Origin of the sequence: Aggregatilinea sp. (assembly GCF_036822615.1) — a bacterium.
Taxonomy (GTDB): domain Bacteria; phylum Chloroflexota; class Anaerolineae; order Aggregatilineales; family Aggregatilineaceae; genus Aggregatilinea.
The window spans coordinates 1-14,660 of the sequence record NZ_DAISHJ010000130.1 but is presented as its reverse complement, the minus strand read 5'-3'; the positions used below and the strand labels follow the sequence as shown (position 1 = coordinate 14,660).

General features: G+C 63.9%; 12 protein-coding genes and 2 tRNA genes. 9 read left to right on the top strand and 5 right to left on the bottom strand.

The features are described 5' to 3' along the window. From V7116_RS22385 to guaA, 7 genes are all read left to right on the top strand, one after another. The coding region (locus tag V7116_RS22385) for an adenine deaminase C-terminal domain-containing protein (RefSeq protein ID WP_324394209.1) at window positions 1-1,216 on the top strand (1,216 nt) is incomplete at its 5' end. Window positions 1,217-1,673: 457 nt separating this feature from the next. Continuing rightward, complete coding sequence (locus V7116_RS22380) at window positions 1,674-2,912, top strand: BMP family lipoprotein (protein WP_324394208.1); 1,239 nt, start codon at window positions 1,674-1,676, stop codon at window positions 2,910-2,912. 182 nt (window positions 2,913-3,094) lie between these two features. Continuing rightward, the gene (locus tag V7116_RS22375; RefSeq protein WP_324394207.1) at window positions 3,095-4,564 is read left to right on the top strand and encodes an ABC transporter ATP-binding protein; all 1,470 of its coding nucleotides are present in this window, start codon (window positions 3,095-3,097) and stop codon (window positions 4,562-4,564) included. Further along, window positions 4,561-5,763, top strand: coding sequence for an ABC transporter permease (locus tag V7116_RS22370; protein WP_324394206.1), 1,203 nt, complete (start codon window positions 4,561-4,563; stop codon window positions 5,761-5,763). Before V7116_RS22375 ends, V7116_RS22370 begins: the two co-directional genes overlap by 4 nt. 142 nt (window positions 5,764-5,905) lie before the next feature. Then, entirely contained in the window at window positions 5,906-6,874 is a 969-nt protein-coding gene (locus V7116_RS22365) for an ABC transporter permease (protein ID WP_324394205.1), read from the top strand. Between the two features lie 168 nt (window positions 6,875-7,042). Continuing rightward, window positions 7,043-7,654, top strand: a complete 612-nt coding sequence (gene xpt, locus V7116_RS22360) for a xanthine phosphoribosyltransferase (protein WP_324394204.1) — start codon at window positions 7,043-7,045, stop codon at window positions 7,652-7,654. Beyond that, a complete protein-coding gene (guaA, locus tag V7116_RS22355; RefSeq protein ID WP_324394203.1) occupies window positions 7,644-9,185 on the top strand; it encodes a glutamine-hydrolyzing GMP synthase in 1,542 nt (513 codons plus the stop codon). The genes xpt and guaA overlap by 11 nt, the downstream gene beginning before the upstream one ends. 226 nt (window positions 9,186-9,411) lie before the next feature. On the opposite strand, the gene V7116_RS22350 is transcribed toward guaA, so the two are convergent. Together V7116_RS22350 and V7116_RS22345 are read right to left on the bottom strand one after the other, a co-directional pair. After that, window positions 9,412-10,665, bottom strand: coding sequence for a DUF4397 domain-containing protein (locus V7116_RS22350; RefSeq protein ID WP_324394202.1), 1,254 nt, complete (start codon window positions 10,663-10,665; stop codon window positions 9,412-9,414). Window positions 10,666-10,808: 143 nt separating this feature from the next. Further along, the gene (locus V7116_RS22345) at window positions 10,809-11,483 is read right to left on the bottom strand and encodes a DUF6062 family protein (RefSeq protein ID WP_324394201.1); all 675 of its coding nucleotides are present in this window, start codon (window positions 11,481-11,483) and stop codon (window positions 10,809-10,811) included. A 152-nt stretch (window positions 11,484-11,635) separates the two neighbouring features. Here V7116_RS22345 and V7116_RS22340 point away from each other — a divergent pair. Together V7116_RS22340 and V7116_RS22335 are read left to right on the top strand one after the other, a co-directional pair. Further along, window positions 11,636-11,706: transfer RNA gene (locus tag V7116_RS22340), tRNA-Gly, on the top strand. Between the two features lie 34 nt (window positions 11,707-11,740). After that, window positions 11,741-11,813: transfer RNA gene (locus tag V7116_RS22335), tRNA-Ile, on the top strand. A 219-nt stretch (window positions 11,814-12,032) separates the two neighbouring features. Here the strand turns inward: V7116_RS22335 and V7116_RS22330 are convergent. The 3 genes from V7116_RS22330 to V7116_RS22320 form a co-directional block, all read right to left on the bottom strand. Then, window positions 12,033-13,127, bottom strand: a complete 1,095-nt coding sequence (locus V7116_RS22330) for a YeiH family protein (protein ID WP_324394200.1) — start codon at window positions 13,125-13,127, stop codon at window positions 12,033-12,035. Between the two features lie 21 nt (window positions 13,128-13,148). Continuing rightward, window positions 13,149-13,613 carry a hypothetical protein gene (locus tag V7116_RS22325; RefSeq protein ID WP_324394199.1) on the bottom strand — a complete coding sequence of 155 codons (465 nt, stop codon included), beginning with the start codon at window positions 13,611-13,613 and terminating at the stop codon, window positions 13,149-13,151. A 236-nt stretch (window positions 13,614-13,849) separates the two neighbouring features. Further along, the coding region (locus tag V7116_RS22320; RefSeq protein ID WP_324394198.1) for an HAD-IC family P-type ATPase at window positions 13,850-14,660 on the bottom strand (811 nt) is incomplete at its 5' end.

The following is a 14,660-nucleotide window of genomic DNA, read 5'->3' as shown; positions in this document are numbered from 1 at the left end:
GTTCGCGGCCGAGGTCACGGCCCTGTCGGCCACCGCGCCCGGCGTGCTGGACAAACTTGAGGCGTTCGAGGGTCATCCCATCGACGGGCACTGTCCCGCCGTGCGCGGCAAGGATCTCAACGCGTACATCGCGGCAGGCGTCCAAAGCGACCACGAGTGTACCACCGTCGAGGAGGCGCGGGAGAAGCTGCGCAAGGGCCTGACGATCTTCATCCGCGAGGCGACCAACGCGCGCAACCTGCGCCCGCTGCTGCCGCTGATCACGCCCGAAAACAGCCACCGCATCTGCTGGTGCACCGACGACCGCCAGCCCGCCGATCTGCTCGACGACGGCTCCATCGACCATATGATCCGCGTGGCGATCGCGGAAGGCGGCATCGACCCGATCACCGCGATCCGCATGGGCACGCTCAACACCGCCGAGTACTTCGGCCTGCACGACCGGGGCGCAATCGCGCCGGGCCGCCGCGCCGACCTGATCGTGTTTTCCGATCTCGCCGCGCCGCGCGCCGAGGTGGTTTTCTGCGGCGGGCAGATCGTCGCACACGAGGGCGCGCTGGTGGTGGACTTTGCGCCGCACAGCGGCGCGAGCCTGCCGGTCGCGCTGCACATCAACTGGGACACGGTCGATTTCACCATCCCTGCGCAGGGCGAGCGCGTGCGCGTGATCGGCAGCATCGCGGATCAGCTCGTGACGCAGCACTGCATCGAGCCGGTGACCACGCTGGACGGGAACGCCGTCGCGGACCCAGCGCGCGACATCCTGAAGATGGCGGTCATCGAGCGGCACAACGGTACGGGGCACATGGGTAAGGGCTTCATCCACGGCTTCGGCCTCAAGCGCGGCGCGATTGCCGGGACCGTCGCGCACGATCATCACAATCTGGTCGTGATCGGCGTGGACGACGACAGCATGATGACGGCGGCGCATGCCGTGGAGGAGATGGGCGGCGGGCTGGTCGTCACGGATGGCGACCGCGTGCTGGCAAAACTGCCGCTGCCGGTCGGCGGGCTGATGAGCGACGCGCCGGTGGGGGATATCCGCGCGGCGCTGGATGCGCTGCTCGACGCGGCGCGCGATACGCTCGGATCGGGCATGCACGATCCGTTCATGGCGATGAGCTTCATGGCGCTGGAAGTGATCCCCGCGCTGAAGCTGACCGACCTGGGGCTGGTGGATGTGGAAGCGTTCGCGCCGGTGGAGCTGTTCGCGTAGGCGGTAGCAGACAGCCAGGGGCAGGATCAACATCCATAGGCATCAGGCTGGCCGAGCAGTTGTGACCGTTTCCGCTGGCGTCAAGTCAAAGCGCCAGCGGCAGGAACCGTAGGGGTAGAGCTTGATCTACCCGTTTTTCCCCTTGACGGGCGACGCAAGCATCGCCCCTACGAAAAGCGCGACGGTCTATTTTCCCCTTGAAGGGGCTTAACGCAATGCGTGTGGACTCAAAACCCGCCCATGATTTTTCGATCGTCATTTACTCGCCATATTACGCCGCCGTTCGTGCATTTGACCAATTCGCATCCAGGCGAAGGCGGGATACGTGCTGCGTAAAATCGCCCCAGGTTTGTGCCTTTTGTAGTAGCCTTTTGGCCCAATTTCTAATACACTGATTTTTAAAGCGGGGTTAAAAAGACCCGGCGTGTCCTTGATTCACAGTTCGAGGAGAGCGTACATGTTGAGGAAATTAACCGTATTACTCATCCTGGCCGCAGTTGTGATTGGCGGCGTCGTGCCGGCAGTCGCGCAGGGTGACGAGTTCATCTTCGGCGTGATTTTGGTCGGCCCGAAGGACGATCACGGCTGGAGCCAAGCGCACTATGAGGCCGGGCTGTACGTGGAAGAAAACGTACCCGGCGCAAAGATGATCGTGCTCGAAAGCCTGAACTCGGCAGATCGCCCCGAAACCACCCTCGACTCGGCAGTCCAGGATATGGTCAATCAGGGCGCAAAACTCATTCTTACGACCTCGGCAGATTTTGAAGTTGACACGACGGTTGTGGCCGGGCTGTACCCCGATGTCACATTTATCAATGCTTCCGGCGATGACGCGGCCTGGGAAGGCGCCCCGGAGAATCTGGGCAACTTCATGGGCCAGATGGAATACGGCAAGATGATCGCCGGCTGCGCCGCGGCCCTGAAGACCGAAACCGGCAAGATCGGTTACATCGGGCCATTGATCGACCCCGAAACGACCCGTCTGGTGAACTCTGTGTATCTGGGCGCGCAGTACTGCTACCAGAACTACCGTGGTATGGACCCCGCCGAACTCCAGTTCAGCGTGACCTGGATCGGCTTCTGGTTCAACATCCCCGGCGTGACGCTCGACCCGACCGAAGTGGCGAATGCCTTCCTGGATGACGGCGCGGATGTGCTGATCTCCGGCATCGACACCACCGAGGCGCTCGTCGTGGCGAACCAGCGCGCGGCGGAAGGCGACAGCGTGTGGGCCATTTCCTACGACTACAAGGATGGCTGCGCGGAAGCTCCTGAGATCTGCCTGGGCGTGCCGTACTTCAACTGGGGCCCCGCCTATCTCGAAACCGTGAATGCGGTGATGGATGGCACGTGGGAACCCGGTTGGGCGTGGAACGCGCCGGACTGGTCCGACATCAACAACCCCGATACGTCGGCGGTTGGCTTTGAATATGGCGACGCTCTGACCGACGACGAGAAGGCGACGCTCGACGAGTTCATCGCCGGTCTGGCGGCGGGCGCGCAGGGCGAAGAGGGCGGTCTGAACCTGTGGACCGGCCCGCTGAACTTCCAGGACGGCTCCGTCTTCCTGGAGGACGGCCAAGTTGCGAGCGAAAAGCAGGTCTGGTATCAGGCGGCCAACGCCGACGAGGCCGCGACCTCCGATGAGGTCACGCCGCCGCAGCTTCTCGAAGGGATCGTAGGCACGAGCGAGTAACGCTCTGCTGTGTGGACACACGGGGAGAGGGGGATTGTCCCCCTCTCCTCTTCTTTTCCCGCTGTTTGAGCGCGGATCGCGCTGTTGTGTAGCCTTGACCGCGCCCGATCCGGTATACTTCCGGGCATGGCGGAACCACTGGCGTTTTGGCGTCGGCATCCGGCTGTATTCGAAAGAAGCTTATGCGCGTCGAACTCAACCATATCTCGAAATCCTTCGGGCGCGTGCGGGCCAATCAGGATATCTCGCTGACGTTCGAGGGCGGCCACATTTATGCCATCCTTGGCGAAAATGGCGCAGGCAAAAGTACTTTAATGAAAATTATGTCCGGCTATCAGGCTGCCGACAGCGGCGAGATCCTGGTAGACGGGACGCCGGTCGTTTTGGAAAGCCCGACAGGGGCGATCGAGCATGGGATCGGTATGCTGTACCAGGATCCGCTCGATTTCCCTCCCTTTACGGTCCTCGAAAATTTCATTGCCGGACGGCCCGGAGGCTTCTTTCCCGACCGCCAGTCGGCCCGCGAAGCCCTGGTGGCGCTGTCCAAACGGTTCCACTTCGATCTCGATCCCGACGCGTACATCGACATGCTGACTATCGGCGAGCGGCAGCAGTTGGAGATCATCCGCTTGCTGTCGCTGAACGTGCGCGTGCTGATCCTCGACGAGCCGACAACGGGCATTTCCGCCGAGCAGAAATCGCGGTTGTTCGACGTACTGAAATCGCTTGCCAAAGAGGACGGCCTGACGGTTGTGCTCGTGTCGCACAAGCTGGAAGATGTGATCGAGCTGTGCGACGAGGCGGTGGTGCTGCGGCGCGGATCGTACGTGGGCCGCACGGCAATCCCCTGCGCGATTAGCACACTGGTCGAGCTGATGTTCGGCAAGGTGGTGGACCGGCAGGAACGCCCCCCGGTCGAAGTGGGTCCGGCGGTGCTGGCGGTCAAGGATGTATCCGTGGTGAGCCGCCGCCTGACGGTCGATCACGTGTCGCTGGATATGCGCGCGGGTGAGGTGATCGGCCTTGCCGGGTTGGACGGCAGCGGCCAGGGTGAGTTTATCCGGGCGTGCACGGGGCTGCTCGCGCCGCAGAGCGGCACGATTCAGATCGCCGGGCGCTCGATGGCAGGCAAACCGTATCACCGCTTCGTGCAGTCGGGCGTGGCGTTTTTGCCCGCCGGACGCCTGGAAGAAGGGCTGATCGCCGGGATGACGCTGACGGAACACTTCGCGCTGACGCTGCCCACCGCTGCGCCGTGGGTGAACTGGTTCCAGGCGCGCCGCGCGACGCAGGATCGCATCAGCCACTTCAACGTGAAGGGACGCCCCGGCAGCCCGATCCAGACGCTTTCGGGCGGCAACCAGCAGCGGTTTGCCCTCTCGCTGCTGCGCAGCAAGCTGAAACTGCTGCTGCTCGAACACCCGACGCGCGGCCTGGACGTGGAGAGCGCGAATTACATCTGGGAGCAGCTTCTGGCACGCCGCGAAGACGGCACGGCGATCCTGTTCATTTCCGCCGAGCTGGACGAGATCGTGGCATACAGCGACCGCATTCTGGTCTTCTTTGGCGGGCAGGTGACAATGGTGGACGATCCGGCCCTGATGACGGCGGGCCATCTGGGCGAGCTGATCGGCGGGAGGAGCGGCGCATGAGCGGCATTATGCAGGAAACGCCTACGCGCTCGCAGCCGGATAAGGTCGTCACTCAGCCGTCGCCGACTTCGATGTGGTGGAGCTACCTGCGCGACCTGCTGCCCGCGGTGCTGGCGCCGTTTTTTGGCATCGCGGTGGCGCTGGGGATCATCGTCCTGATCCTGGAATGGCAGGGAGCCAGTCCCACCGTCGCGTGGGACTACCTGTACCAGGGCACGCTGGCCGACGCCGCCAAACGCGCGGATCTCGTCTCGTACTGGATGCCGCTGGCGATCACGTCGTTCGGGCTGGTGCTGGTGTATACGGCGGGCCTGTGGAATATCGGCGTCGAAGGCCAGATGATCACGGGCGCGATCGGCGCGACGTGGGCGATCCGGCTGTTCGCTGAAGGGCACTTCCCGGTCGATCTCGGCCTGGGCCGCCCGGTGATCCTGGTGTTGTGCGTGATATTCGCGGCGGCGGGGGGCGCGGCGTGGGCGCTGGTATGCGCCGTGCTAAAGACGCGCGGCGGCGTCAACGAAATTTTCGGCGGCGTGGCGCTGAACTTCATCGCGCAGACGTTCAACATGTTCCTGATTTCCAACGGCGGCCCGTGGCAGCCGATCGGCAGCCGCGCGACCGAAACCGCGCGCTTCCCGGCCAACGCACAGCTTCCCACCTTCGAGGAGTTCCGGCGGCTCAGCCCGATCCCGATTTACGTGGCGATCGGCGCGTTCGTGCTGGTGGCGGTGATCATGTACGTGTCGCGCTGGGGCTTGCAGCTTCGCGCGATGGGCAAAAACATGCGCTCGGCGTTCCTGCTGGGCGTGCGCACCGAGCGTAACATTTACCTGTCGATGGCGCTGTGCGGCGCGCTGGCGGGCATCGCCGGGGCGTTCCGCGTGATGGCTCCCGACGTGAACAAGCTCACGGCGTCGCCGTCGGGCGGTCTGGGCTTCCTGGCGATCCTGGTGGTGCTGCTGGCCGGGCTGTCCACGATCCTGACGCCGTTCGTCTCGTTCGTGTTCGCCATGCTGTCGAAGGGCGGCCAGAGCATCGAGAACGGCTTCCTGTGGGATCACGACTTGTCGCTCGACCGGTCGCTGGTGCGCGTGCTGCAAAGCACGGTCGTGCTGATGGTCGTGCTGTCGTTCGGCGTGCGCAATCGATTCTTCCCGCCACGCCAGACCTTGCCCACCGATGACACGGATCGTACGTAAAAAGCAGCCGTTAGCTGTTAGCGATTGGCGGTGAGCCAAAACGATGCGCACGGGTGTCGGAGCATAGTTGGCAGGTCAAGCGGGATTGTTTGCTTGTGCTAAAGGCTGACGGCTAAACGCTGTTTGCTAAAAACGAGGACTTATGGACGGATTATCCAGCACGCTGCGCGGTATCGTCCGCGCCGCCGCGCCTATCGTGATCGCCGGGCAGGGCGAGCTGATCACGGAGCGCGCGGGCGTGATCAACCTGTCGCTCGACGGCTCGATCATGCTCTCCGCGATGACGGCGCACGTCGTCGCGCGCACGACCGGCAGCCTGATCTACGCGATCCTCGCGGCGATGGCCGTCGGCGCGCTGATGGCGTTCGTCGTTGTGTTTTCGAGCATCGCCCTGCGGTTGAATCAGGTTGCGGTTGGCTTCGTGCTGACCATCCTCGGCGCGGATCTGGCGATCTTCCTGGGCAAGCCGCACTTCAACCAGCCGGGCAAGGAAATTCCCGTCGTACCGATCCCGATCCTGAAGGATATCCCGGTGCTGGGACCGGTGCTGTTCAGCCACAACGTGCTGATTTACTTCAGCCTGATCCTGATCGTGCTGATGTGGTGGTATCTGTACCGCACGCGCGCCGGGCTGACGCTGCGCAGCATCGGGGAGCAGCCCGAAGCGGCGTTCGTGCGCGGCAAGCCGGTCAACCGCCTGCGCTACTTTTACACGGTCGTCGGCGGCTCGCTGGTCGGCCTGGCGGGCGCGACGTACTCGCTTTCGGTCAAGCTGGGCTGGAAAGAAGACCTCGGGGGCGAAGGCTGGATCGCGCTGGCGATCGTGATCTTCGGGTTGTGGATTCCGTGGCGCGTGGCGATGGGCGCGTACCTGATCGTCGGCCTGCGCTCGATCGCGATCGATCTACAAGACTCGAACGTGATCGATTTGCCCACGCAGGTGATCAACATGCTGCCGTGGTTCCTGATGATCCTGACCCTGATGTTTGCCACCAGCGGCGTGCTGAACCGGCTGGTGCGGTATACGCCAGCACGTTTCCAACCGGCGGTGCGGCGCTTCGTGCGGGCGGCTCCGCCCCGGGCGCTGGGTACCGCGTTCGAGAAGCACTAGGGAAAAGCGTGAAGATGAACCTGTGAGTCCTCTACTTTTATTGTGGGGGACTTACTTTATAAATCCCCTATTTCATTATTTGAGCTGGTTAACATGTACCAGGACTTAATTGCCGCTGTAGATAACGCCTAGCCCGCCGGGTCTGGCCTGAGAGAAGGAGATATAACCGTGCAAGCATTGAAGGATCGTATTCGCGCCGAGGGGGTTTATCTGGGGGATGGCATCCTGAAGATCGATGGCATCCTCAACCACCAGATGGATCCGAACCTGATCAAAGCGATGGGCGAGGAGATCGCCATCCGGTTTCGCCATACGGCTCCCACCCGCATCCTGACCGCCGAGGTGTCCGGCATCGCTCCGGCGCTGATGGCGGCGCTGGCGCTGAACGTGCCTGTGGTGTATGCACGCAAGCACAAGCCGGTGACCATGTACGGCCCGATCTTCATGGAAAACGCGCCGAGCCACACCAAGGGCGGCGAGACGAACCTGATGGTCGCGGCGGAATATTTGCCGCGCGGCGAGCGCATCCTGATCGTGGACGACTTTTTGGCGTCGGGCAAGACCCTGCTGGCGCTGGCGCGCATGTGCCGCGAAGCCAAGTGTGAACTGGTCGGTGTGGCGGTCGTGGTCGAGAAGGCGTTCGAAGTGGGACGCGGCGAGCTTCAGACCAAGTACGGCGTGCCGGTCGAGGCGCTGGCGACGATCACCTATCTGGACGAGAAGCACATCGTTTTCGAGGGTGAGGAAATGCCCGTTCTGGAGGGCGCGAATGGCGATTGAGTCGGGCGGGATCGACTTCGGCAGCCAGGTGACGCAGCTCATCGCGCGGCGCGTGCGTGAAGCGAGCGTGTACGCGGCGCTGCTGCCGTACGTCGCCACGCTGGAGCAGGCGCAGGCGGCGGTCCCCGATTTTCGCGGTGTGATCCTGTCGGGCGGGGCGGCCAGCGTGTACGAGCCGGGCGCGCCGTACCTGCCGGACTGGGTGCTCAAGGCGGGCGTGCCCGTGCTGGGCATCTGCTACGGCATGCAGTTGATCACGCACGCGCTGGGCGGCAAGGTCGCGCCCTCCGCCAGCCGCGAGTATGGCAAGACCGAGGTCCAGATTCAATGCGCGGAAGGGCTGCTCGCCGGGCTGGACCCCGTTCAAACGGTGTGGATGAGTCACGGCGACCGGCTGGAGCGCCCCGCCGAGGGCTTCAAGACGCTCGCCTCGTCCGATAATGCGCCGTTCGCGGCGATCGGTGACGTGGCGCGCGGGCTGTACGGCGTGCAGTTCCACCCGGAAGTGATGCACACCGCACACGGCACGGAAATGCTGCGCAACTTCGTGATCGAGGTGTGCGGCGCACAGACCGGCTGGACGCCGCAAAACGTCATCGACGCCAGCGTGGAGGCGATCCGCGCGCAGGTGGGGGACGAGCGGGTGCTGCTCGGCATGAGCGGCGGCGTCGATTCCGCCGTGGCGGGCGCGCTGATCCACCGCGCGGTGGGCGATCAGCTCGTGGCGGTGTTCGTCAACCACGGCATGCTGCGTAAGGGCGAGGCGGAGCTGGTCGTCGAGGCGACGCATAATCTCGGCTGGAACCTCGTCGCGGTGGATGCCACCGAGGAGTTCCTCGATCCGCTGCGCGACGTGACCGACCCCGAACAGAAGCGCGTGATCATCGGCAAGACGTTTGCGGACGTGTTCGAGCGCGAGGCGTCGCGCGTGGGCCAGCTCGATTGGCTGGCGCAGGGTACGATTTATCCCGACGTGATCGAGAGCGCGGGCACGGGACGCCCCGGCGCGGACCGGATCAAGTCGCACCACAACGTCGGCGGGCTGCCGGAGCACCTGAAATCCAAGCTAGTGGAGCCGCTGCGCGAGCTGTTCAAGGACGAGGTGCGCGCGGTCGGGTCGCTGCTGGGCTTGCCGGACGAAATCGTGTGGCGGCAGCCGTTCCCCGGCCCCGGCCTGGGCGTGCGCTGCGTGGGCGAAGTGACCTGGGAGCGACTGGAAACGCTGCGCGCGGCGGACGACATCTTTTTGACCGAACTGCGCGCGGCGGGCCTGATGGATGCCATCGCGCAGGCGTTTGCGATCCTGCTGCCGGTGCGCAGCGTGGGCGTGATGGGCGACAACCGCACCTACGACGAGGTGATCGCGCTGCGGGCCGTCACCACGACCGACTTCATGACGGCGGACTGGGCGCGCATCCCCGACGACGTGCTCGCGCACATCAGCAGCCGCATCGTGAACGAGGTCAAGGGCGTCAACCGCGTGCTGTACGACGTTTCGACCAAGCCGCCCGCCACGATCGAGTGGGAGTGAGGCGGCGCGTTTCGCGGATTTAACATATTCGGCGGCAGCGCACCGCGACCTCACCCCCGGCCCCTCTCCAATCCAGGTTGGAGAGGGGAGACAGGCAGATCGCGTGTGGTCCGGTGCGGATCTGTTCGTCGCAGACAGAGCTATCCGCACCAACGACACAGGGGCAGCCTGCAAGCTGCCCCTGATTTTTGCTGTCGGCTAACCGTAATCGCTAACCGCTGAGCCGCTAGTTATTCGGCGACTGGCCGATGATGTGGATCGTGCCGTTGGTCGCCGGGATGTTGGGCGCGAGCACTTCCGCGCCGCCCATCGTAGCGGTGTTGCCGGACAGCGCGACTTCCTGCGTCGCGCCGTCGAGCGTCGTCACCGATCCCTGGTCGATCAGCGGGTTGAACTTGATGTCGTCTTCCACGATCAAACTCTTGAGATACGCGGCCAGATCGTCGGGGTTGTCGTACCGGGCGCGGATCTCGTCCATCGCATAGTCGATCGGCGCGAAGACCGTGTACGGACCCTCGCCGCTCAACTGCTCGGCCAGACCGGCGGCTTCGATCGCGTCCGCAAAGGGAACCAGGCGCTCGTCGTTGCGCAGTGCGTCCATGATCGTGCCGGGTTCCGGCAGATCGCCCTGCGCGATGTCGATCTGAGCGCGGGAGGTTTCGTGCCACACCAACTGCGGGTCGTCGGGCGTGCCCACCGCGGCCAGCAGATACACGCTGGTTTCGGTGATGGTCGTATCGGTCAGCTCACCGAGCACGTTATCGGGGTTGGCCGTCTCGGATACGGCAAACCGGTACGTGCCGTAGTCCACCGGGATGGTCGAGGTACCGATCACGCCCGTGTTCGCGCTGAGCGGCGCAAGCTGGCTGATGAAGATGTCTTCATCGCGGATCAGGTTCAGTTCCATATCCGTGCCGGAAAGCGCGTTGACGAACGTCAGCGTCGCCACGCCGGACTGCATCTGCTCGATCTGCTCCTGCACCGGGGTGACCGTCAGCGTGCCGTCTTCCGCCAAGCCGGACACCACGACCGTGGTCCACGTACCGGCAGGCAGGTCCAGATTGACCGGCTCGCCATCACCCACGATTGCGGTATGTGCGCCCGCAGGCACAGCTATGAAGTCGCTGACCGTCTGGTATTCCACGCCCTGCGCCGCACTCTGATCGTCGAACGTCACGTCAACCGCGCCAGCATCCGGCGAAAAGTGCGCGAAACGCACGTATGCGTCGGTGCCCTGCGGCTGCGCTTCGGCGGTCCCCAGCATTTCCTGGGTCGCTTCAGCTTCGGCGGTGCCCATCATCATGTCCTGAGTGGGTTCGGCTCCGGCTTCCGCCGTGGCGTCCATGCCGTCGACGGTCGGCGTCGCTTCCGGCGCGGCAGGCTCCTCGGTCGGATTATCACCCTGCGCGCCGATGGTCGGCACGATCACCAACATCAACGCTGCGACCAGAATCAATAACATCGCGGAAAGTTTACGCATACAGGTTCCTCCTTATTGGCTTCCAGTAAAATGAGTGCGTCCCAAGCATAATGGAAGGAGGTGGAACCGTGCATGGGGAGGCCAGGGGATTTTTATATGGGTCGAATGACCCGCTGGCAGGTGGACCGGCTGGTCGTATTCACTCAGCGCAGGCCGTCTGCGCCGGAAAAACTTTCGATGGCGCGGCGCGGGCTGTCGCCTTCGTCGCCCATTTCGTCGCGCAGGTAGTGATAGTCCTGCTTGTCGTAAAACGTTTCGAGGTCTTTTTGCAGGCGCGACCAGACGGCCTGCTGGATCGCCAGCACCTGCGCTTTGGCCTTCGCGCTGGCGTTGACGTCGATCATCTGGCGCAGGTGGGGCAGGCACAGCCCGGCGGAACGCTCGAACCCGGCGGCAAACTCGGCCTGATCGATGTGTTCCAGCAGATTGCGCAGCAGATGCTCCTCGACCGTGTTTTGGTGCTCGCAGGCCGGGCACGGAGCCTGCGGTGCAAGCGCGCTCGCCACCTGCGCGACGCGGCGTTTGCCGCCGTTCGGATCGGGGTCGCCCATGTCTTTGAGCAAATTGCGTACCACGCCGCCGTACAGCACGGCAATGCCGACCGCGCTGGCGTTGATTTCGTTTTGAATGTGCCAGCCGTGGCGCGGGCAGAAGCCGCGCGCGGCGCGCACCATCATGTGTGTGGCGGGCTTGTTGACGTATTCGTAGATCAGGCTGTCGAGGTACTGGTGCACGCTGCTCATCGTCAGGCGGCAGACCGGGCAGCCGGGCTGCTCGAAGGCGTTGAACAGGTCGTAGGCGCGGGACGATAGCTTCATGAACGAATCCTATTCGGGTGACGGGCGAATATGTGCGGATTATAGCGCATCGGAGGGGTGGTCGCGGCGGCTGGATGCTGCCTCGCGCGCGACGCGCCTATTGTCAAGCGCGGCGCATTCGGGTATCATAACAAGCGTTCCACCACGTGTTTGCGGGCATGGTGTAGTGGTAACACATCAGCCTTCCAAGCTGTTGTCACGGGTTCGAATCCCGTTGCCCGCTCTTTGCACCCAGCTCGCCTGGGTGCTTGTGTAAGGGGTCCATAGCTCAGCGGTGAGAGCAGCCGGCTCATAACCGGTCGGTCGCAGGTTCGAATCCTGCTGGACCCACAAAAAGCAAGTTATCAGTCATCAGTTTTTAGTAGTTAGTCAAAACAAAAGCCGCAGCAGTGTGCTTGCGTGCCCATATGACAGGATCTATAGGGGCCGGTTTCAAACCGACCCCTGTTTTTTGCCTGTTCAGTCCGGTAACGAAAGGCAAGGCGGGTTACAAACCCGCCCCTACAAAACCCTGTTGGGCTGTGTATCGACACGCCCTGCACGCAGTCCCTAGAACAGCACGCCGAACAGGATCGACGCGACGATCAGCGCCAGCACGGTATTGAACACCGTCGCCGCGAGGTAAACCAGCGTCGGCTTGAGGCCCGCTTCCTTCAGCGCGCTCGGCGCAAAGTCCAGCCCGATCGATACGAACGCCAGCGTAAACAGCCACTGGTATGCCGTGCTGATCTCGCTGGCGATGCCCGCCGGGAACGCCTCCAGCGACGCCAGGATCGACACAAACACGAAGCCCAGCACGAACTTGGGGAAGCGCTGCCAGATTATCTTGGGCGAGGGGCGCTCGCCTTCGCCGCCCTTGACCACCGTCACGAAGTACAGCGCCAGCGCGAACGCGGCGAAGCCGATCATCACGTTCTGCGACGACTTGACGATGGTGGCCACGCGCTGCGCTTCGTCGCCAAAGATCGTGCCCGCGCCGACGACCGCCGCCGTGGTGTCGATGTTGCCGCCGAACCACGCCCCGGCGACATCGGAGGGCAAACCGATGGCCTGCCCGATGGCGGGCATGATCACCATCAGCGGCAGCGCGGTGACGATCACCAGCGCCGTGACGTACGTGATCTCCTCTTTTTTCGCCTGGACCGATCCCGCCGCCGCGATAGCCGCCGAGACGCCGCAGATCGATACGGCGGAAGACATCACCGCGCGCAGCGTATCCGGCAGCTGGGCTTTGCCGCCCAACCACCACGTAAAGAAAAATACCGACGTGACCATGATCAGCGCCTGGATCAGGCCACCCGTGCCCTTGGTGACCAGATCGCCAAAGCTGATCTTGGCGCCGAGCAGCACGATGCCAATCTTCAAATACATCTCGGTGCGGACCGCCGGACGTACGAACGTGTACGTTCCGGTCAGCTTCAGCAGGGCGTTGGCCGCCAACCCGATCAGCGCCGCCGTCAGCGGGTACTCGAACGGGTTTTTCGAGACGTCGTGATCCTTGAAGAAGTTGGCGATCCCCTGGTCCAGTTCCGCGACGAGCAGCGTCAGCGCGAGCAGCATCACCAGTCCAACGACGAAGCCTGGAATCTGGCGGCGCGCGGCGGGCGCGGCTTGCGATTGAGTGGTTCCTACAGCAGCAGACATTGCATGGATCTCCGGGGTGCGCTAATCGAAGAGGTTGAAAATGGGCCAGGGAATGGCGGCGGCTCTGGTATAGGTGATCGATACCGGCGCGTCGCACGAGTTTGTGACGAGGATCACGGCGTTGTCGTCGGGCCGAGACGTGCCATCCGGCAGCGTCCCGGCGATCTGTGCGCTCAGCGCACCGTCCTCGCAGGTGATTAGGATCGCGTCGCCGTCGTTGAGATCGGTGATCGCGCTCTGGATCGGGGTGGCGGCATCGCCTACGGTCGCGCTGATTTCCCATCCGTTCGCGGCGACAGCCTGCACGCTCGCGGTTTCGCCCGGCGCAGCTTTGACGCTGACCTTTTGCGGACCGGGGCCGATCAGCCCCGCGCCGATGACCAGCACGATTACCAGTCCAATGCCGGTGGCGAGCCAGTCTTCCGAAAGTTTGAAGGTCCGCGGCGAGGCGGCGGGTGTGCCGATGCGCGGCTGGGTGGTGGTCATAGGTACACGTGCTCTCCTTACAACAAGCGGCGATAATTGGGTATGAATTGGGGCTGGGGTGAGGATTGGGATGAATATAACCCTTACATACATGGATCACTGTAGCGCCAGGCGGCGCGGCGCACAAGGTGAGTTTTGCACGATTCCTGGCAGTAGGAATGCCTGTTACCTGACGCACAACGGAGGAGTGTACCGTAAGGCGCACTCCTCCGTCAGGGTCGGGCCGACCGGATGGGTCAGGCGGCGGGATCGGGATTGCGCTCGAAGCGCAGCGGGCGCATGCCGTTCAACGTGACGATCAGCGCCATGCCCACGTCCGCGAAGATCGCCAGCCACAGCGTCGTCAGGCCGAACAGCGCCAGGACCAGGAACAGCGCTTTCATGCCGAAGCTGAGCACGACGTTCTGCGTGATCAACCGCCGCGCGAAGCGTGACAGCCGCACCGCAAACGGAAGCTGCGACAGGTCGTCGGCCATCAGCGCGACGTCAGCGGTTTCGAGCGCCTGCGGGCTGCCCGCGCCGCCCATCGCAATGCCGATCGTGGCGGCGGCCAGAGCGGGCGTGTCGTTCACGCCGTCGCCGACCATCGCTACGCTGCCGTGCGCGCCGCGCAGGGCCACGATCGCGTCTACTTTGTCCTGCGGCAGCAGGCCCGCGCGCACTTCCGTCACACCAACCGCCGCGCCGACTGCCTGCGCAACCGCCGCATTGTCGCCGGTCAGCATGACGGTGGGCAGGCCCATGCCGTTCAACGCCGCGACGACCGCCCGGCTGCTGGATCGCGCTTCATCCGCCAGCGCCACGAAGCCGCGCACGCGGTCGCCTTCGGAGAGCAGCATCGTCGTGCGGCCCTGCGCCTCGGACGCGCTGACCTGCGCGCACAGGCTGTCGGGATGGGGGAATTCCGCGTCGAACAGGCTGTGGCTGCCGACCGTGACCAGCTTGCCGCCTACCGTGCCGCGCACACCGCGCCCGGCCAACGTCTCGACCGCCTCGGCAGGGGCGTAAACCGTATCCAGGCGGCGCGACTCGGCGGCCTGCACGACC